Here is a 19,090-nt window from a genome sequence, read left to right on the forward strand (position 1 = left end):
AACTTTTTAGTTGTATGATAAAATTCACATCTACTCAGATCTTGCACCTGAACCAAAAATCCAATTTTTGGCCTAAATTTCAACGAAATAATCAGGGTTTGACGGTTTTAAAATCCGATTTTTTTAGCTTTTCGGTGCTGGTACAAGATCTGAGTCTAGCTTAAAATTCCCAGGTTAAAGAGGGAATATTGAAGCGAAAAAACCTATCTATGTATCAGTAATTATCCAGATAACTCAAGACTGCAAGGCATAGCAAAAATATCAGGGTAGATAGGGAATAGTTGATGAAGAATGCTGTATTGTAGGGAATAGCAGTAATTACTCTGAAATTTTTCCTTCAGTAACTTGCTCAATCAGATCTAATTGATCTTCCTGAGTCCCGCGATCGCTACGTAACCATAGCAAATATTCGATATTTCCCGCAGGCCCGGTAATGGGAGACTTGACTAAACCACAATAATACCAACCCAGATCATAAGCGGTTTGTAAAACTTGGGTAATTGCCTGGGCATGATCTTTAGGATCTCGAACCACACCTTTTTTACCCACCCGTGATCGCCCGACTTCAAATTGAGGTTTCACTAATAAGATGACTTCTTTTGGCACAACCAAAAGATTCCACAAGGCTTCCAAGACTTTGGTTAAAGAAATAAATGAAACATCCATTACCCCTAAATCTGCCCTTGTGTCGTCTTGATATAATAAATCAGGGGTGAGATAGCGAAAATTGGTTCGTTCTTTTAAGATCACTCGCTGATCTTGACGCAAAGACCAAGCCACTTGTCCATAACCCACATCAATGCCATAAACTTGTTTAGCCCCCGCCTTCAATAAACAATCGGTGAACCCCCCTGTTGAAATCCCCCCATCTAAACATATTCGTCCTTCCACCGCCACCTTAAACACTTTTAGGGCTTTTTCAAGCTTTTGTCCCCCGCGAGAGACATAAGGGGGTTTTGCTTGCAGTTGAATATCAGCGGCGGTATCGATTTCGGTGCCAGGTTTATCAATAATTTGTTGATTAACCCTGACTTCTCCGGCCCGAATCAGTCCTTGGGCCTGTTGACGAGAGGAACAGAGGTTGCGTTCAACTAATAGGGTATCGAGACGTTGTTTACTCAAAGGAAGGATTAAGAAAAAAAATGCTGATTTTTCGGCAAAAAAAGGCGGGAAGAACCCGCCCTAATTATTAGTTTTTAGTCGTCATCAAAATCATCATCAAGATTATCATCAGACTCTAAACTCCAAGGAGAATCTGCTTCAGTATAGGCACGAGCGATATGATCATCTAAGATCATATTCTCATCCACCTCATCTAAATTAGTCCCTAAGATCCTGGTGGGGCGAGGTTGGTCATGATTATTCTCCCGTTCATAGCGATTTTTAGGGGCTTCTTCCACACTATTGTCCACCCCTCCCATCACCATTTCTTCATGGATATTATAGCCAGTACCAGCGGGAATTAAGCGACCAATAATCACATTTTCCTTTAACCCCCGTAACCAGTCAGACTTCCCTTCAATGGCAGCTTCAGTTAAGACACGGGTTGTTTCTTGGAAAGAAGCAGCACTAATAAAGCTGTCCGTATTTAAAGAGGCTTTTGTAATCCCCAATAATACTGGAGTATAGCGGGCGGGCGCACCCCCTGTAATAGCCATGGCTTCATTAACCTGTTCAATTTGACGTAACTCCACCAATTCCCCAGGTAACATAGTGGTATCACCCCCATCATCTACCCGTACTTTAGCGGTCATCTGACGGACAATCACCTCAATGTGCTTATCAGAAATATCAATCCCTTGAGACTGATAAACCGTCTGTACCTGATCCACCAAGAATTTTTGGGCTGCCCGTAAACCAATCAGGGCCGCGTCATAAACCCCTTTCTTGTCCACATAATAGCTAAAGAATACCTCTAACATCTCATGAGGATTTGCCGGCCCATCTGTTAAGGGATCACCCACATCAACCTGTTGATTATCAGATACCATGACATTTTGGTTCGGTAAGATAGGATATTCGCTGATGGTGCCATCATCTTCAATGATTTTCACATCAACGCTTTCATCCTCCAAGTATTCCACCTGACAAATCCCCGGTTTGCGGGCCAAGACACAAGCTTCTTTGGGTTTACGGGCTTCTAAAAGTTCTTCAATTCTGGGTAAACCTTGAATGATATCCCCTGTTTTAGAACGTTCATACACCAATAACACGAGATTATCACCCCGTTGCACCAAATCCCCATCATCAATATGTAAAATTGCTCCGGCAGAAACCCGATAAGGACGGGCCAAACGCAATTTAATGTCATAACCCGAATCAGTGGATTCAATGGCCACCACTCGTCCCGACTCAGGGGCAATTACCCCTGGGGCCAACTCCGTTGCTGCCACAATTAAATCATTTTTAGCCACCGTCGGTTTTTCAGAAATGGTCAGGGTAGTGACATCTTCATCTCGCACGATCAAAACCCGACGAATCGCCTCCTGGCCGCTTTTAATCCCTCGAACCTCCCCATGTTCCTTACATTGGATTTCCGTTTTTGCCACCACATCTCCTGGGGCAATTTGCTGACCATCTGTAACCAAAACAGTCGTTTTAATTAGACCACCATAGGGATCAGTATCAAGATCCCGACGCAAAATCAAAGATTCTAGAATCACCAACTGTAACCGTTGACAGTCCTCCTCCTCATCATTTTTTAATTCAATATCCGCCGAAAGATTGACCGTTGTTGTCTCAGTCCCCGAAGCATTGTTATTTGTCCCGACCACAATTTCGAGAACCAATTGGGTACTTAACAAATTAATGCCATCTACTGACTTCACCCGTTCCCCATCTTTATAAAAGAGTCGTTGCACCGATCGCAACTCAATCCGTCGGCCTTCTTCTTCATTAATCGACCCTTGAGACGGCGCGGCCGGTTCATCAGACACCGGATACTCCTGCACCGGACGGAACAACAACCCTAAACCTTCCGTACTTTCGATCCATTCTGCTTGACGCAGATCGGTGATCACCATGCCGGGCAGTACCTCTGTCCCTGGTTGAATCAACTCCTCATTTTTAATCTTCACCTCGTCGGGATCAACATCTAAATGAAACTCCCCAGGTTTAATCACAATTTCTCGGAGAATATCATTCTTTTGAATCACCTCTACCACTCCAGAGGACTGACAGAAGATATCCTTAACCACCTCAGTTCCCGCCTCGACATACTGGCCATCCTCAACCACCAACAAGGAAATATCCTTATTGACTTCATGGGTTTCTTCGGGAATCCATAATAATGTACCCCCTTGAAGCACCTCATAGCCAGCTTTGCGGCTGCCCTTAGCTACCTCAATTCCTGCATAGCGTAACAGGCCCCCGGTGGCAGTCTGATAACGATCATCAATCAACTCAGCAATAATTGCATGATTCGTCACCTTCGTTTCTGGGGTGGCCTTCAACAAAAAGCGTTGGTCATCCGCCGTATAAATGACATACTGTTCATGGCCTGCCGTACTTTCCTTGCGTACTTCAGCCTGATCCAACAACACCGAAGCGGTAATAATATCAATCTCACGGCTATTGGTTTGATGACGAACCACCCCACCATTTACCGATGTCAGCTTCGTTTCCGCTAACACCGTTTCTCTTATTACCTCATCCCCATTCTTCACAACGGGTTCTGCTCCTGGGGGTAAATTATAGACATCTCCTGACAAGACCCAAATTAAACCACCCCGTTGAGCAATATAAGTCGTATTCCCCTGGCGATCGGTTTTTTCTTCGGCGACTAAATTGGCAAAGAACACTTCCCCCGCCAAATCTGTTGACACATCCTTTGTGGCCCGTTCTGTTGAGCGCGTCGCCTTAGCTGAAGTCACCTCCGCCAGCAACTGCTCTTTTTCAACCTTGTCCCCATCACTGATGAACAACAAAGATCCTGGTGTCACGGAATAAGTGATTTTTTTACCCCCTGCGGTCGGTGTCCAAGCTAATTCTCCGGCTGTTTCTACCTGAAACGCATCTTCCCCATGACGAGTCCGAACCTTGCGGGTAGTCAGTCCTTTACCCCATTTCACCGCTCCAGCATCCTTTGCCTTCACTTGCTCGGCTACTTCTCCGGTAAACACCCCGCCTGTATGGAAAGTCCGCATGGTTAATTGCGTCCCTGGTTCCCCAATAGACTGAGCCGCGATAATTCCTACCGCTTCCCCAAGATCCACTGGGCGACCCACTGCCAAGCTCCAACCATAGCACTTTTGACAGACAGAACGGGCTGCTTCACAGGTTAAGGGCGATCGCGCTACCACCGATTCTACTTGGGAGGCGATCTCAGTTGCTAAGTCAGAATCAATCGCTTGATTTCGCTTGGCCAAAACTTTACCATCTACCACCACATCTTCGGACAATACCCGTCCTAGCAAGCGATCCACTAAAGGAATTTTCACGCGATCGCCATCTTTCATCGCAGTGACAGTGAGGCCGCGACTGGTTCCGCAGTCAATTTCCCGGACAATCACATCTTGGGACACATCCACCAAACGTCTGGTTAGATAGCCAGAGTCTGCTGTCCGCAAAGCTGTGTCTACTAAACCTTTCCGGGCCCCATAGGAAGAAATAACGTATTCTGTTACTGTTAATCCTTCCCTGAAGTTCGTTTTAATCGGTTGGTCAATAATCTGCCCTTGAGGATCAGCCATTAAGCCCCGCATTCCCACTAACTGACGGACTTGGCTCATATTTCCCCGCGCCCCAGAAAAAGCCATCATATAAACTGAGTTGAGGGGGTCAGTTTCTCGGAAATTACGAATAACCTCATCTTTCAGTTCTTCTGAGGTACTATTCCAGGTATCAATTACCTTTTGGAAACGCTCTACTTCGGTAATTTCTCCTCTGGCATATCGAGCTTCTGTGATATTAATTTCTTGTTCTGCACTCTCAAGCAGTCCCCGTTTAGTTGGTGGGATAGTCAGATCATCAATACTAATCGAAACCCCTGCTCTTGTCGCAAAGCGGAACCCTAAATCTTTTAAATTATCCGCCATTTGAGAACTCCGGGCCGACCCATAATGACGGTAAGACCAGGCAATTAATTTTTTTAAACGACCCTTGTCAACAATGTGGTTATAGAATGTCATGTCAGTTGTCAGTTGTCAGTTGATAGTTGATAGGTGATAGTTGGTAGGGGTAGGTTTTGCCCAAAATCCCATGATTTTAACAAATATTTTCAGATAAACCTGCCCTTACATTGCCGATAGGGGTCAACGGCCGTTAACCCCTACTATGGACTGATTTAAACTTCCTCTTCTTCCAGGTCTTCTGTAGACAAAGATTCATAGGTAGGACGGTTGGGGGCCCGGCGTTGGGTATCTACCATCAAATCGACTTCTACATCTCGACTGGTGCCATCTTCTGCGGTTTCTACCTTATGAACGGCAATATCTAACCCCAAAGATTGTAATTCTCGCATTAACACTTTAAAGGATTCAGGGGTACCAGGACGAGGAATGGGTTTTCCTTTGACGATCGCATTTAGAGCTTCATTCCGTCCTTGCATATCGTCAGATTTAACCGTTAACAGTTCTTGCAGAATATAGGCCGCCCCATAAGCTTCCAGGGCCCATACTTCCATTTCTCCAAACCGTTGTCCTCCTTGTTGTGCTTTACCACCTAAAGGTTGTTGTGTTACCAAGGAATAAGGGCCGGTAGACCTTGCGTGAATCTTATCATCGACCAGGTGAACCAGTTTCAGCATATAAGCTTGACCGACGGTAACGGGCCGATCAAATTTTTCCCCTGTTCTCCCGTCAAAGACCTGAATTTTCCCTGGATGTTCAGGATTATAAATCCAGTTTTTACGGGGTTTCTTAGCAGCACTGTCCAATAACCCATGAACTGTTTTACGGGATGATTCTGCGCCGTACATTTCATCAAAGGGAGTAATCTTAAACCTGACCCCTAAGTTTTCACCGGCCCACCCTAACAGACATTCAAACACTTGGCCTACATTCATCCGTGAGGGAACCCCCAAGGGGTTAAGCACAATGTCAACGGGACGGCCATCAGGTAAATAAGGCATATCTTCAATGGGCAAAATTCGGGAAATAATCCCCTTATTCCCATGACGGCCCGCCATTTTATCCCCGACTTGGATCTTCCGTTTCTGGGCCACATAAACCCGAACGACCATATTGGCCCCAGGGGGTAATTCGTCCCCTTGTTCTCTGGTAAATACCCGCACATCGACCACCCGGCCTTTTTCTCCATTGGGAACCCGCAAGGAATTATCCCGTACATCCCGCGCTTTTTCTCCAAAGATCGCCCGTAAAAGCTTTTCTTCGGGGGGTTGGTCTGATTCCCCTTTGGGGGTTACTTTCCCTACTAGGATGTCTCCTGCATTTACCCATGCCCCTTTACGAATAATACCCTGTTCATCCAAGTTTCTTAGAGCATCTTCCCCCACATTGGGAATTTCACGGGTAATTTCTTCTGGCCCTAACTTGGTTTGACGGGCTTCAATTTCAAATTTTTCGACGTGAATACTGGTATAAGTGTCGTCATAGACTAACCGTTCACTGATTAAAATTGCATCTTCGTAGTTGTAGCCTTCCCAGGGCATATAAGCCACTAAAATGTTCTGGCCGAGGGCTAATTCTCCCCCTTCTGTGGCCGAACCATCGGCTAAAACCTGTCCAGGTACCACATCTTCATCAACATACACCAGAGGACGCTGATTTAAACAGGTATCTTGGTTAGACCGTTGGTATTTTTGCAGGGTATACATGATTTCCAGGCCGATTTTCTCGTGATTTTCGGGGCCCGTGACCCTTACCCGAATTTCACTGGCATCCACATAGGTAACAATACCTTCTGTCCTGGATACAATCACCATCCCAGAATCTCTGGCGGCCTGCGCTTCTAGTCCTGTTCCCACTAGAGGCCGTTCAGGACGCAATAAGGGAACTGCTTGCCGCTGCATATTAGATCCCATTAAGGCCCTGTTCGCGTCATCATGTTCTAAGAAAGGAATCATGGATGTGGCGACGGAGATAATTTGCACGGGAGAAACGGCCACATAGTCTACCTGTTCAGGGCCAGTGATCGAAAATTCTTGACGATAACGAGTGGGAACCCCTTCTCCTAAGATATTACCTTCTTCATCGGTACTAATATCCCCTGGGGCAACCCGTAAATCGTCTTCTTCGTCGGCGGTGAGGTAAACGGGGTCTAAATCTCTCCTTACCCGTCCGTTGTCCACTTCATAGTAAGGGGTTTCAATAAATCCATATTGATTGACTCTGGCATAAGTTGCCAAGGAACCAATTAACCCGGCATTTGGCCCTTCTGGGGTTTCTACCGGACAAATGCGACCATGGTGAGAGGGGTGAATATCTCGCACAGCAAAGCCGGCCCGTTCTCTGGTGAGTCCTCCTGGCCCTAGGGCGGAAATCCGCCGTTTATGGGTTAATTCGGCTAAAGGATTCGTTTGATCCATAAATTGGGACAGTTGTGATGACCCAAAGAATTCTTTAATGGCGGCCACTAAGGGTTTAGGGTTGACCAAGGAAGCAGGAGTTAAACTATCAGACTCACTAACGGTCATCCGTTCCCGAATAATTCTTTCGAGGCGGTTTAACCCTACTCTGACCTGGTTTTGCAGCAGTTCTCCCACGGAACGCACCCGACGGTTCCCTAAATGGTCGATGTCATCTATATTACCTGTGTCAAATTCCAGGTTAATCAGATAATCGATGGCTGATAGAATATCTTCTTGGCGCAGCACTCTAAAGGTATCAGGGGCGTTTAACCGCAGTTTTTTATTGAGTTTATAGCGTCCGACTCGCCCTAAGTCATAGCGTTTACTATCAAAAAACCGAGATTCTAGCAGTTGTTGTCCCCCACTAACGGTTGGGGGTTCCCCTGGCCGCAGTTTCCGATATAACTCTAGTAAGGCATCTTCTTCGGTGGGATTTCCTTCTTTATCTAAGGTACGCTGATAAAATTCGGGATGACGTAAGGAGTCTAAAATTTCATTGTCACTCAACCCAATGGCTTTTAAGAGGACTTGGGCGGACAATTTACGGGTTTTGTCAATTCTGACCCATACTAAGCCGTTTTTATCGGTTTCAAATTTTAACCAAGCTCCTCGGTTGGGTATCAAAGAAGCGGAATAAGTACGCCGTCCATTTTTATCAACTTCTTGTTTGTAATATACCCCTGGAGAACGGACAATTTGATTGACAATTACCCGTTCTGCGCCGTTAATAATAAAGGTTCCCCGATCAGTCATCAGGGGTAAGTCTCCGATAAAGACTTCTTGTTCTTTAATTTCTCCGGTTTCTTTGTTGATCAAACGGGTCGGTACATACATTTGCACCGAATAACTGCTGTCTCTCCGTTTGGCTTCATCAACATCATATTTTGGTTGTTTTAATTTATAGTTTTCCCCTAAGAAATGCAGTTCTAATTTTCCGGTATAGTCGGTAATGGGAGAAAAACTATTGAGTTCTTCAATCAGTCCTTCTTCGAGAAACCAGCGGAAACTGGCGTGTTGAATTTCAATCAGATCGGGGAGCAGATTATAGTTATAAGTCAGATTAGTCATATTTATCTCTTAGCCATTCTCAAGGGAAACTTATCAAGGGTCAATTGATAACTGAAATAGTTGACAGGCGTTGTTCGTAGTGTCTTTCGCTAAGGTTTCTAGGGGGACACCCCGTAATTTGGCGAGAAATTCGGCGACATGGCGCACGTGGGCGGGTTCGTTGCGTTTACCTCGCTTGGGAACAGGGGACAAAAAGGGACAGTCGGTTTCTACTAATAGGCGATCGCTGGGAACAATTTTGGCACTTTCTTGTATCTGGTGGGCGTTTTTGAAGGTGACAACCCCACTGAAGCTTATATAAAACCCTAGATCCAAAAACCATTGGGTTTCTTCTGGGGTTCCACTCCAACAGTGCATAACTCCTCTTACTGGCCCTTTATCCTGCCAAAATGATGTTAACACCTCCCTTAACTTGGCGGCTGCGTCCCGACAATGAATAATAACAGGTTTATCTAATTGCCGTGCAATTTCTAATTGAGATTTTAAGACTTCTTCTTGCCAATCATGATTGTCAGCTTTAAAAAAGTCTAGTCCCATTTCCCCAATGGCCACAACTCGCTGATCTGAACTAGCATAGTTCAATATCTCTTGGGCGGTGTTTTCTGTCCATTTATGAGCATCTAAAGGGTGTAACCCGACGGCAAAGGAGAGGTTGCCAAGACGATCTGCGATCGCTTGAATTCCCTTAAATTCCCCAGGTTCCACGCAAGAATGCACAAGATGGACAACATCGGCCTGTTGCCATCGAGTTTTAATGGCTTCGAGATCTGACTCAAAAACCTCAAAATTGATGTGAACGTGGGTGTCAATCAGTTGCATCTGCTTCCGCTTCCTCTTGCTGGTTTCATTGCTAACTTGCTAATGAGGACGCATTGACTGGCTATTTAGTCCCAGATTTGGGAATATTGATGATGGAACCAGCCACAGGGAGACGTTTCTGTTAAGAAGCAACGGCGACTTGTTTGAGGACTCTTGCCAGACGGGCTTTTTTCCTTGCGCCATTGTTGCGATGAAATACCTTACATTTGACGGCTTTGTCAATTTTGCTGTAAGCTTCTGACATACTTTCTTGCACCACCTTCATTTTATCGGTGCTTGGCTCGGCTGAATAGGCTTCAACCGCTTGGAGATATTTCTTCATGAAGGTTCTTACTGCCGACTTATAAGCCTTGTTACGGAGTCGGTTACGTTCGGCGATTTGAATACGTTTGAGTGCAGACTTTGAGTTGGCCACAGTCTTTTCCAGAACAGGTTTGCTAGGTGATTGATGCTGATTGCTATCGGAAAAAACATTATAGCAAGGTTTGCGTATTACTGGCAACTAAGTAGCAATTTTTGAAGTGGCAACTATTGTGGGTTAAGGGACATCCAGGATCAAGGATAATGATTGTTAGGCTATTGGGGAACTTTCTATGAGAAAACCATTTTCTCCTTGGCGTAATGCTTTTATTTGTCTAGGATTAGCTTTACTGATACTTTTTTTGGCCTTGGTTCCGGGGTCGCTTTGGCAACCGTCTGTCAGTGTTGCTGCTTCTCCTAGTTTAACTGAAAGACGAGGGGTTTGGTTAACGAATGTGGCTAGTGCTGTTTTGTTTACCCCTGGCAGTGTTAATCGTGCGATTAAACAGTTGTCTCAACTTCATTTTAATACGGTTTATCCTGTTGTTTGGAATCGAGGTTATACTTTTTATCCTAGTGGTTTAGCACAACGAATGATCGGTCAGGAACAGGAACCTTTGTTAAGCTGGATTAGTGGGGGAAGCGATGTCTTAAAAGTCATGGTTAAAGAAAGTCATCGCCATGGTTTACAGGTTATTCCTTGGTTTGAATATGGTTTAATGATTCCCGAAAATTCCCCTTTAGCCAAAAAACACCCTGATTGGTTAACTTATAGTCAGCAGGGGACAAATTTACCTTATCAAGATGAATTAGAAGCTAAGAACCAGGTAAAATCTGGTAATTTTTTGCAACGTTGGCGAAAAGCTTCCTATAATAAACGAGTTAGTCAATTGGCTTGGTTAAACCCCCTTCATCCCGAAGTACAACAATTTATTAAAGGATTAATGTTAGAAGTTGTCATGGGATATGATGTGGATGGAGTGCAATTAGATGATCATTTTGGAATGCCTGTCGAGTTAGGATATGATCCCCTAACGATTAAGCTTTATCAACAAGAACATGGGGGCAAAAGTCCACCCAAAGATACCCATAATGCTGAGTGGATGAGATGGAGAGCCGCTAAATTAACTGCTTTGATGGCTGATATTGTTAAAAGTCTAAAAATTGCTAAATCAAGTATTAAAATTTCTTTATCTCCTAATTCCCATGATTTTTCTTATCAGAATTATTTACAAGATTGGCAAGCTTGGGTAAAACGGGGGTTAATTGATGAATTAGTCTTACAAGTGTATCGAGAAGATCTCGATGGTTTTAAAGGGGAATTAATGAAACCTGCGGTACAATTTGCACGTCAAAAAATACCTGTTAGTGTTGGTATTTTATCAGGTACTTTAAACAGTCCCGTAACCATGAAAAAAATTCAGGAACAGGTTAAAATAGTAAGAAAAAAAGGGTTTGATGGGGTATCTTTTTTTTATTGGGAATCATTATGGGGTTATTTTTCTCCTGAATCTCCCTATAAACGTCGTCAAGCTTTTGAAAAGATGTTTATAGATAAAATTTCATGAGTCAAAGCTTACCGATTCCCAGTCAATCTATAGCTTGATCCTAATTCTGATGTTAAGGATGAAGATAGAAATGAGTCGCAACTCAATCATCGTTCAACAGTAATTTTATGAGATATGAAAACATCTTTTTCTCAGATTAATATTCAATTTTATTGGCTTCAGTGGACAGTTGTAACCCTGGCCGGTTTTCTCTTAAGTTTAATTTGGTTGGAAATTGGAGAACCCCCCGATTTAGGAACCCTTCAAGGAACCATCGGCGGTACAATAATCGGGTTATCCCAGGCCTTAATTCTCAGTCGTTGGTTGCCTCAAGCTTGGTTATGGATTTTAGCCACCTTAATTCCTTGGGGATTGCTGGCCGGAAGTCAGTTTGGGGCCATTGGTTGGGTGGCCCCCCGTACAGATTTAATCACAGTTCGCTTAACTATGGGAATAATGTTAGGGGGAATGACCGGGTTATGGCTCGGTTTTTGGCAATGGTTAGTGATTAAACAAGCATTTGACCAAAGTTATCGCTGGATTTTGCTGAGTGGGTTCAGTTGGGCTGTAGGATTGTCTGTAGGCTGGCTAATTGGGGGTTTTTTGCGGTCTGTTACCCATTTATTCTTAGGGGAAGTCGTCGGACTGGCGATCGCTTGGATGTTAGTAGGATTACAAACCGGACTCGCTTTAGCACTGTTATTGAAAAAAAACGTCTAAATTTTTGCTACATTTTTTTAGTGATATTATTTCATTTTAGTGGTATTTAGAAATCAAGAATATGAGTTACATGAATTTTAAATCAGCTTTGCTCTAGACGGGATTTACGATTAAAATAGGTTGGCAAAGGTGGGATTCTTTCTGTCTCCCAAGGCAGGAAACTTGATCAACCCCTTTCACGACTCTACTAATTGACTCATTTTGTCACAAGATTTATAGTGACGAAGAAAGCAAGCTATTTTGGTAGCTCAACCCCTTTATTCTGTAAGCTATAACTAAATTCAATGCTGACTTATCCCAAGGGAGATGCCCCGTTGACTACGCTAATACACCCCACTGCTGTGATTCATCCCAATGCCGAATTACACCCCACGGTTGAGGTGGGCCCCTACGCTGTCATTGGCAATCAGGTTAAAATCGGCGCAAAAACGACTATTGGGGCCCATGCTGTCATTGAAGGCCCCACAGAAATTGGGGCCAATAATCGGATTTTTCCCAGTGCCGTGATTGGTTTAGAACCCCAAGACTTAAAATATAAAGGGGCCCCTAGTCGCGTCAAAATTGGGGATGGTAATACTATTCGAGAGTTTGTTACTGTCAACCGTGCTACCCATGCCAATGAAGTCACGGAAATTGGCAATAATAACCTGTTAATGGCCTATGTCCATGTAGCCCATAATTGTGTAATTGAAGATCATGTGATCATTGCCAATGCTGTCGCCTTAGCCGGTCATGTGTATATTGAATCTAGGGCTGTTATTGGTGGTGTTTTGGGAATTCATCAGTTTGTGAGAATTGGCCGCAATGCTATGTTAGGGGGAATGAGTCGCATTGATCGAGATGCTCCTCCCTTTATGGCCATTGAAGGAAACCCCTCCAGAGTGCGATCGCTGAATTTGGTAGGGTTAAAACGGGCCGGGTTAACCACAACAGATGTGGGCTATCTTAAGAAGGCGTTTCGTCTGTTGTATCATTCTGATTTGACCTTTCAAGCAGCTTTAGAAGAATTAGAGAGTCTTTGTGAGAATGAATATGCTGAATATTTACGTCAATTTCTCCAATTATCAACCACAGGAGAACAACGACGGGGGCCGATTCCTGGCAGAGTTTAATCGAATTAGTGAACAATACTAAATTATGCGAATTTTTATCAGCACTGGGGAAGTTTCTGGGGATTTACAGGGAGCAATGTTAGTTGAGGCCCTTTATCGACAGGCAGAAAATCAAGGCATTCCTTTGGAAATTTTAGCCTTGGGAGGGGAGCTTATGGCAGCAGCAGGGGCTAAATTATTGGGAAATACGGCGGCCATTAGTTCTATTGGCATTGTAGAATCTTTGCCTTTTATTATCCCGACTTGGTTGATGCAGCGTCGAGTTAAAGCCTATTTACAAGATAATCCCCCTGATCTTTTCATTCTGTTGGATTATATGGGGCCGAATGTCCCTTTTGGTCAATATGTCCGTAAAAAATTGCCCCAAGTGCCGATTATTTATTATATTGCCCCCCAGTCTTGGGTTTGGTCCCCCAATGATAAAACCATTCAAGAGTTTACTGAAATTACCGATTTACTTTTGGCAATTTTCCCGGAAGAGGCCCGATTTTTCGCGGAAAAAGGGGTAAAGGTGAAATGGGTGGGCCATCCTTTGTTGGATCGTATGGCAAAAGCTCCCAGTAGGGAAGCAACCCGTCAAGCTTTGGGATTAGATCCCGAACAACCTGTGATTGCTTTATTTCCGGCCTCTCGTTATCAAGAGTTAAAGTTCCATTTACCGTTGATTTGTCGTGCGGCCCAGAAATTACAGGAAAAAGTGCCGGATCTTCATTTTTTACTGCCAATTTCCTTAAGTGAGTATCGCAGTATCGTTGAAGAAGTGGTTAAGCAACATCAATTATCCATTACTTTATTGGATGGACGGGCCATCGAAGTAATGGCCGCGGCGGATTTTGCGATCGCTAAGTCGGGAACAGTTAATTTAGAATTAGCTTTGTTGAATGTTCCTCAATTGGTATTATGTTTGGTAAGCCCCTTGACAATGTGGATTGCGCGGCATATTCTCAAGTTTTCTATTCCTTTTATGTCGCCCCCAAATTTAATTGTCATGGAAAATATTATCCCCGAATTATTACAGGAAGAAGCGACGGTGGAACGCATTGTGCAAGAGTCTTTAGATTTATTATTAAATACTGAACGTCGTCAAAAAATTCTTGTCGGTTATCAAAAGATGCGAACCTTGTTAGGAGATGTGGGGGTATGCGATCGCGCAGCTAACGAAATTTTAGCGTTTCAGGGGTCTTCCCGTCAAATATGAAGTCTGGGTTAAAATCTCAGCAAACCCCTTGGAGATGGCTATAATAATAGCCTTGATACATCAGGATTTAACTAACTATGACAACCCTCAAAGGCAGAGATATTTTAGGGATCGGCGATCTCAGTGTGGCAGAAATGGCAGAAGTGCTAGAATTAGGGGCGCAGCTAAAAAGTGGAGAGCGATCGCCCCATTGTAAAAAAGTCTTAGGACTCTTATTTTATAAAGCTTCTACCCGTACTCGCGTTTCTTTTTCCGTGGCCATGTATCAATTAGGGGGCCAAGTAATTGATCTTAATCCTAGTGTTACTCAAGTGGGAAGAGGGGAACCGATCACTGATACAGCGAGGGTTTTAGATCGTTATTTAGATATTTTAGCGGTACGAACTTTTAAACAATCGGATTTAGAAACCTTTGCTAATTATGCAGATATTCCGATTATTAATGCCTTAAGTGATTTAGAACATCCTTGTCAAATTTTAGCGGATTTTATGACCATTCAAGAATGTTTTGGTCAAGTTTCTGGGATCACAGCAACCTATTTAGGGGATGGTAATAATGTAGCCCATTCTCTCATTTTAGGGGGTGCATTAATGGGGATGAAAATTCGGGTAGCAACCCCAAAAACCTATCAACCTGATCCGATGATTATTGAAAAGGCTAAACAATTAGCGGTAGAAGGGTTTGAAATTATTGTCACAGATGATCCTATTGCTGCGGTTGAGGGGTCACAGGTGCTTTATACTGATGTTTGGGCTAGTATGGGACAAGAGGATTTGGCCGAGTCAAGAATTCCTATTTTTGAACCCTATCAAGTCAATGATAATTTGTTAAGTCATGCTGATAAAGATGCCATTGTTTTACACTGTTTACCGGCCCATCGTGGGGAAGAAATTACTGATGGGGTGATAGAAGGAAAACAGTCAAAAGTTTGGGATCAAGCTGAGAATAGAATGCACGCACAAAAGGCGTTAATGGTGAGTTTATTGGGGGTTGTTTAAGATTGTTTGATTCACTTTTATTAAATTAAATCATTAACGCGAACCCGATATAATTGATCTTCACCTTTCAGTTTAACAACACCAGAAGGGCGAGGATTTTTTTGTAGATTATCTATACTTTCCTTAACCCGTTGCTTAACCAAAGGTGGTAATTTTCTAAATTCTTTGGCCGCTGATGTTTTAAATTTAATTTTATAATTAACCATCCAATTTACTTTCTGTTTCTAATTCTTGTTTTAATTCATCTTCTCGACTACGAGAAACCAAAATATCAAAAAAGTCTTCCCAAAGTTCTCCCCATTGTTCTAAGTCAATTAAAACGGCTTTTTTTTCGCCTTTTTCATTAATAACAAAGTTAATTAATTTCATAATTATTTTGGGAAAATAGTATGCTATCTTTTATTTTACTCTACAATAGGGATTTAAAACAGAAATTATTTTAAATTAATAGAAGGCAAGTCATAAATAAGGTGCATTAAACTTTGTTAATGCACCCTGAACATGATTAATTTTATCGACAGCCAATTGCGTCTTTTAAAACCAACTTAAGTTCTTTAGAAATGGGTAAATTATTAATTTCCTTACATAGATTTTTTTCCCCTTTTGAAGCTCGTTCTTGATAAATTCCCGTAAGAATAGCTTGTAGTCCGTATTTAGTCAAAGCATCGGATGCTAGTCCAATAATTCCTAGTAACACTATTCCTCCTATCATTCCTCCTGGCCCTAACATAGCTAATGCTGCCGTAATTGCAGCAGCACCTGCTAACCCCGTTGTTGCCATTGTAATTAACAGAATAACAGCAGGTAAGCCAACTCCTGCCAATTTCTGAACTACCTCATCCATAACTCTTAACTCCTTTGAGCAAATTAACTTTATAGATATAATTCCCCAAAATTGAGCTTAACTAACAGCATTAGAAAACAAAAAAAATTTTTAAGTTGCGTAGCTCGTAATATTGAGTATATTATTAGTCAAACTAAAATTATGTGAGAATTAACTGACAATAAGTCACGAAAATGACAGTTTTTTGCCCATAAATTCGGTATGATCTAGACATCCCGCTTATGTATATGTAATCCTTAAAAGTTGTACCAAAATATTGATCCTAGGAGCAAACAACCATGAAAATTCCTTCTACTCTTGTTCTGATAACTCTGATAAGTACAGGGGTTAGTCTCCTTACTCCTGCTAAAACTAACGCCCAAATTAACGTCGGGCCAAATCTTTCTGTTCCTTCTAGACAATGCTATCCTGGTGCGTTTAACTGTGGAGCAGCAAGCTTTAGTGAAGATATGCACTACAACCGTCAAATTTACTTCCAAACGCCGGAAAAAATCATCCAAAATTTCCATCGGGAACGCACCCAAAGAGCTTGTTTAGGACGCACCATTACCAGTCCCCCCCCTCCCCGTAACCCTAATTGTGATGAATATCTTAACCGTATTGAAGCACTAGATCAAAAAACACCTGTTATTCTTTTAAGGGAAGCACAACAACGAGAGGTAGATAGATTTTATCCCAACGTTCCCAAATAAACCCTAAAGCGTTAATAATAGATCCTTAACTGTTGTTTGTGGGAATGGAATGTTGAAGCCACTCAAAGATAAACGCCCTCTTTTAATTGCTTCCGGTGTGCTGTTATTCAGTATGAGCAGCATGATCCTACTGACTCCCAAAGTCGTAGAATTGATGGAGCAACGACAACAAGCTAAGATTGAAGCGGCTCTAAAGGAAGACCCCAGTAAACCTTCTGTTGTCTTAACCTTGGCGGAACTTCCTCCCGAACAACGGGATCAAAAACTCCAGGAAATTGCAGCATCAGAAACCCTTTCCTTAGAACGAAGTCGGGCCCGCTATTTATTAGCTAATGATCTCCTATCCAAATATGAAGGAGGCCCCGCATTACGGCAGCTAGAAGGGTTAGAAGATGAATATCCTACCCTAGAACCCTATATTCTCCTCAAACGGGGTCGAGGCTACGAATTAACCAATGAACCGGAAAAGGCCCAGGAAACTTGGAAACAGCTAGTAGAAACCTATCCTGACTCCTTAGCATCTGCTGAAGCTTTATATAAGTTAGGAAAATTTGACCCCCTATATTGGGATCAAGGAATTGAAAAATTTCCTCAACATCCTAAAATTCAAGAAATAATTCGTCAACGTCTCAAAGAAAACCCCAAACAACCTAAATTATTGTTGTTATTGGCCCAATATGTCCCCAATGATATAGAAACCAATACTATCCGCGATCGCCTGGTTAAAGATTATTCTAACCAACTAACTCCCGAAAATTGGCAATTTATCGCTGATGGTTATTGGGCAACGGAGGAATACAATAAAGCTGCCCAAGCTTACAAAAAATCTCCGAAAACGCCCCAAAATTTCTATCGCATTGCCAGGGGACAACAATTACAACCCAACGGTAATAATAAAGGGGCGGTTATAGCGGCTTATCGTCAAGTGATGTTGGGATTTCCTGATGCCCCAGAAACGGCCATGGCCTTGCAACGACTGGCGAAATTATCCCCTTCAGAAACCGCTATTAGTTATCTGAACCAGATTATTCAAAAATTCCCAGAAGAAGCCCCAGAGGCCCTTGTAAATAAGGCTGAGTTGCTAGATAAACTCAACCGTAAGGCAGAAGCGGCCAAAGTTCGTCAAACCCTCTTATCCAAGTATCCCAATGCTGAGGCAACGGCTGACTATCGTTGGCAAGTGGCACAACGGGCAGCAGCAAAAGGGGATTTAGTTCAGGCCTGGACGTGGGCCCAACCCATTTCAGCCAATAGCCCTGATAGTTCCGTGGCCCCCAAAGCGGCGTTTTGGGTAGGGAAATGGGCGCAACAATTGGGACGTGGCCAGGATGCTAAATCTGCTTTTGAACACGTGGTTGCTTCTCATCCCCAATCTTACTATGCTTGGCGTTCTGCTGTCCAATTAGGCTGGGATGTGGGGAATTTTAACAATGTGCGTCAAGTTTTGCCCACAGTAGATAAACCGGCCACTCGTCCCCTTCCCCCCGCAGGTTCAGAAATGTTTCAGGAGTTGTATCGTTTAGGGGAAGATCCAGATGCCATTATTTTATTTAAGGCAGAAATGGGCGATCGCCAGGAACTTACGGTTAATGAAAGCTTTACGGATGCTTTATTAAAGTTGGTTCAAGGGAAAAATCTTCAAGGTATTAATCAGGTTTGGAACCTTAAATATAAAGATAAACCTGAACAAGAAAAAGAGTGGCAACAACTAAGAGAAACTTCTGAATATTGGCACGCCTTATTCCCTTTTCCTTTTTATCAAACGATTATGAAGTGGTCACAAGATCGTAAATTAAATCCCCTTTTAGTTACGTCTTTAATGCGTCAAGAATCTCGCTTTGAACCGGAAATTAAATCTCCTGTAGGGGCAACGGGTTTAATGCAGGTGATGCCAGCAACTGGGGAATGGGTGGCTAATAAGATTAATCTTAAAAAATATTCTTTAAAAAATCCCAATGATAATGTTAATTTAGGCACTTGGTACTTAAATTATACCCATGAAGAATATCAGAATAATTCCTTGTTAGCGGTGGCAAGTTATAATGCTGGCCCTGGTAATGTTGCTAAGTGGATGAGACAATACAAAGTAAGTGATCCTGATGTTTTTGTCGAAAAAATTCCTTTCAAAGAAACCAGAGGCTATGTAGAATCTGTCTTTGGTAACTATTGGAATTATTTACGGATTTATAACCCTGAAATTGCTCAATTATTGGCTCAATATGGTCAGCAAAATTTAACTAAATAGTTGATGTAGGGATAATTCA

The 19,090-nt window shown here is 42.8% G+C and carries 15 protein-coding genes; 7 read left to right on the forward strand and 8 right to left on the reverse strand.

Features of this window, described 5'->3' with window-relative positions; all coding sequences use genetic code 11:
* Nucleotides 1-318: 318 nt before the first annotated feature.
* The 5 genes from VB691_RS07055 to rpsT form a co-directional block, all read right to left on the reverse strand.
* Entirely contained in the window at nucleotides 319-1,122 is an 804-nt protein-coding gene (locus VB691_RS07055) for a TlyA family RNA methyltransferase (RefSeq protein WP_323290768.1), read from the reverse strand.
* Nucleotides 1,123-1,196: 74 nt separating this feature from the next.
* Complete coding sequence (locus VB691_RS07060; protein ID WP_323290769.1) at nucleotides 1,197-5,129, reverse strand: DNA-directed RNA polymerase subunit beta'; 3,933 nt, start codon at nucleotides 5,127-5,129, stop codon at nucleotides 1,197-1,199.
* A gap of 155 nt (nucleotides 5,130-5,284) precedes the next feature.
* Entirely contained in the window at nucleotides 5,285-8,596 is a 3,312-nt protein-coding gene (rpoB, locus tag VB691_RS07065; RefSeq protein ID WP_323290770.1) for a DNA-directed RNA polymerase subunit beta, read from the reverse strand.
* Between the two features lie 33 nt (nucleotides 8,597-8,629).
* The gene (locus VB691_RS07070) at nucleotides 8,630-9,415 is read right to left on the reverse strand and encodes a TatD family hydrolase (protein WP_323290771.1); all 786 of its coding nucleotides are present in this window, start codon (nucleotides 9,413-9,415) and stop codon (nucleotides 8,630-8,632) included.
* 121 nt (nucleotides 9,416-9,536) lie between these two features.
* A complete protein-coding gene (gene rpsT, locus VB691_RS07075) occupies nucleotides 9,537-9,830 on the reverse strand; it encodes a 30S ribosomal protein S20 (protein ID WP_323290772.1) in 294 nt (97 codons plus the stop codon).
* Nucleotides 9,831-10,008: 178 nt separating this feature from the next.
* On the opposite strand from rpsT, the gene VB691_RS07080 reads away from it, so the two are divergent.
* The 5 genes from VB691_RS07080 to argF all read left to right on the forward strand — a co-directional run bounded on the left by VB691_RS07080 (nucleotide 10,009) and on the right by argF (nucleotide 15,290).
* Complete coding sequence (locus tag VB691_RS07080; RefSeq protein WP_323290773.1) at nucleotides 10,009-11,283, forward strand: glycoside hydrolase family 10 protein; 1,275 nt, start codon at nucleotides 10,009-10,011, stop codon at nucleotides 11,281-11,283.
* Between the two features lie 114 nt (nucleotides 11,284-11,397).
* Nucleotides 11,398-11,982, forward strand: a complete 585-nt coding sequence (locus tag VB691_RS07085; protein WP_323290774.1) for a hypothetical protein — start codon at nucleotides 11,398-11,400, stop codon at nucleotides 11,980-11,982.
* A 284-nt stretch (nucleotides 11,983-12,266) separates the two neighbouring features.
* Nucleotides 12,267-13,094 carry an acyl-ACP--UDP-N-acetylglucosamine O-acyltransferase gene (lpxA, locus tag VB691_RS07090; protein WP_323290775.1) on the forward strand — a complete coding sequence of 276 codons (828 nt, stop codon included), beginning with the start codon at nucleotides 12,267-12,269 and terminating at the stop codon, nucleotides 13,092-13,094.
* A 25-nt stretch (nucleotides 13,095-13,119) separates the two neighbouring features.
* Nucleotides 13,120-14,292, forward strand: a complete 1,173-nt coding sequence (gene lpxB / locus VB691_RS07095) for a lipid-A-disaccharide synthase (RefSeq protein WP_323290776.1) — start codon at nucleotides 13,120-13,122, stop codon at nucleotides 14,290-14,292.
* 77 nt (nucleotides 14,293-14,369) lie between these two features.
* Nucleotides 14,370-15,290, forward strand: a complete 921-nt coding sequence (gene argF / locus VB691_RS07100) for an ornithine carbamoyltransferase (protein WP_323290777.1) — start codon at nucleotides 14,370-14,372, stop codon at nucleotides 15,288-15,290.
* Between the two features lie 20 nt (nucleotides 15,291-15,310).
* Here argF and VB691_RS07105 read toward each other — a convergent pair whose 3' ends face one another.
* The 3 genes from VB691_RS07105 to VB691_RS07115 form a co-directional block, all read right to left on the reverse strand.
* The gene (locus VB691_RS07105) at nucleotides 15,311-15,496 is read right to left on the reverse strand and encodes a type II toxin-antitoxin system RelE/ParE family toxin (protein ID WP_323290778.1); all 186 of its coding nucleotides are present in this window, start codon (nucleotides 15,494-15,496) and stop codon (nucleotides 15,311-15,313) included.
* Nucleotides 15,489-15,659: a hypothetical protein gene (locus tag VB691_RS07110; protein WP_323290779.1), complete on the reverse strand. Its 171-nt coding sequence runs from the start codon at nucleotides 15,657-15,659 to the stop codon at nucleotides 15,489-15,491. Before VB691_RS07110 ends, VB691_RS07105 begins: the two co-directional genes overlap by 8 nt.
* Before the next feature lie 142 nt (nucleotides 15,660-15,801).
* Entirely contained in the window at nucleotides 15,802-16,134 is a 333-nt protein-coding gene (locus VB691_RS07115) for a hypothetical protein (protein WP_323290780.1), read from the reverse strand.
* A gap of 278 nt (nucleotides 16,135-16,412) precedes the next feature.
* On the opposite strand from VB691_RS07115, the gene VB691_RS07120 reads away from it, so the two are divergent.
* A complete protein-coding gene (locus tag VB691_RS07120) occupies nucleotides 16,413-16,826 on the forward strand; it encodes a hypothetical protein (protein ID WP_323290781.1) in 414 nt (137 codons plus the stop codon).
* 49 nt (nucleotides 16,827-16,875) lie between these two features.
* A complete protein-coding gene (locus tag VB691_RS07125; protein ID WP_323290782.1) occupies nucleotides 16,876-19,071 on the forward strand; it encodes a transglycosylase SLT domain-containing protein in 2,196 nt (731 codons plus the stop codon).
* Nucleotides 19,072-19,090 lie beyond the last annotated feature (19 nt).

It is taken from the genome of Crocosphaera sp. XPORK-15E (genome assembly GCF_034931425.1).
In the GTDB taxonomy this organism is placed as follows: Bacteria; Cyanobacteriota; Cyanobacteriia; order Cyanobacteriales; family Microcystaceae; genus UHCC-0190.

Bases quoted from the DNA above. Each gene is read 5' to 3' on its own strand.
- lpxA (WP_323290775.1), top strand. From the start codon at position 12,267: ATGCTGACTTATCCCAAGGGAGATGCCCCGTTGACTACGCTAATACAC.
- VB691_RS07085 (WP_323290774.1), top strand. From the start codon at position 11,398: ATGAAAACATCTTTTTCTCAGATTAATATTCAATTTTATTGGCTTCAG.
- VB691_RS07115 (WP_323290780.1), bottom strand. From the start codon at position 16,134: ATGGATGAGGTAGTTCAGAAATTGGCAGGAGTTGGCTTACCTGCTGTT.
- VB691_RS07105 (WP_323290778.1), bottom strand. From the start codon at position 15,496: ATGGTTAATTATAAAATTAAATTTAAAACATCAGCGGCCAAAGAATTT.
- rpoB (WP_323290770.1), bottom strand. From the start codon at position 8,596: ATGACTAATCTGACTTATAACTATAATCTGCTCCCCGATCTGATTGAA.
- lpxB (WP_323290776.1), top strand. From the start codon at position 13,120: ATGCGAATTTTTATCAGCACTGGGGAAGTTTCTGGGGATTTACAGGGA.
- VB691_RS07080 (WP_323290773.1), top strand. From the start codon at position 10,009: ATGAGAAAACCATTTTCTCCTTGGCGTAATGCTTTTATTTGTCTAGGA.
- VB691_RS07125 (WP_323290782.1), top strand. From the start codon at position 16,876: ATGTTGAAGCCACTCAAAGATAAACGCCCTCTTTTAATTGCTTCCGGT.
- VB691_RS07120 (WP_323290781.1), top strand. From the start codon at position 16,413: ATGAAAATTCCTTCTACTCTTGTTCTGATAACTCTGATAAGTACAGGG.
- VB691_RS07110 (WP_323290779.1), bottom strand. From the start codon at position 15,659: ATGAAATTAATTAACTTTGTTATTAATGAAAAAGGCGAAAAAAAAGCC.
- VB691_RS07070 (WP_323290771.1), bottom strand. From the start codon at position 9,415: ATGCAACTGATTGACACCCACGTTCACATCAATTTTGAGGTTTTTGAG.
- argF (WP_323290777.1), top strand. From the start codon at position 14,370: ATGACAACCCTCAAAGGCAGAGATATTTTAGGGATCGGCGATCTCAGT.
- VB691_RS07060 (WP_323290769.1), bottom strand. From the start codon at position 5,129: ATGACATTCTATAACCACATTGTTGACAAGGGTCGTTTAAAAAAATTA.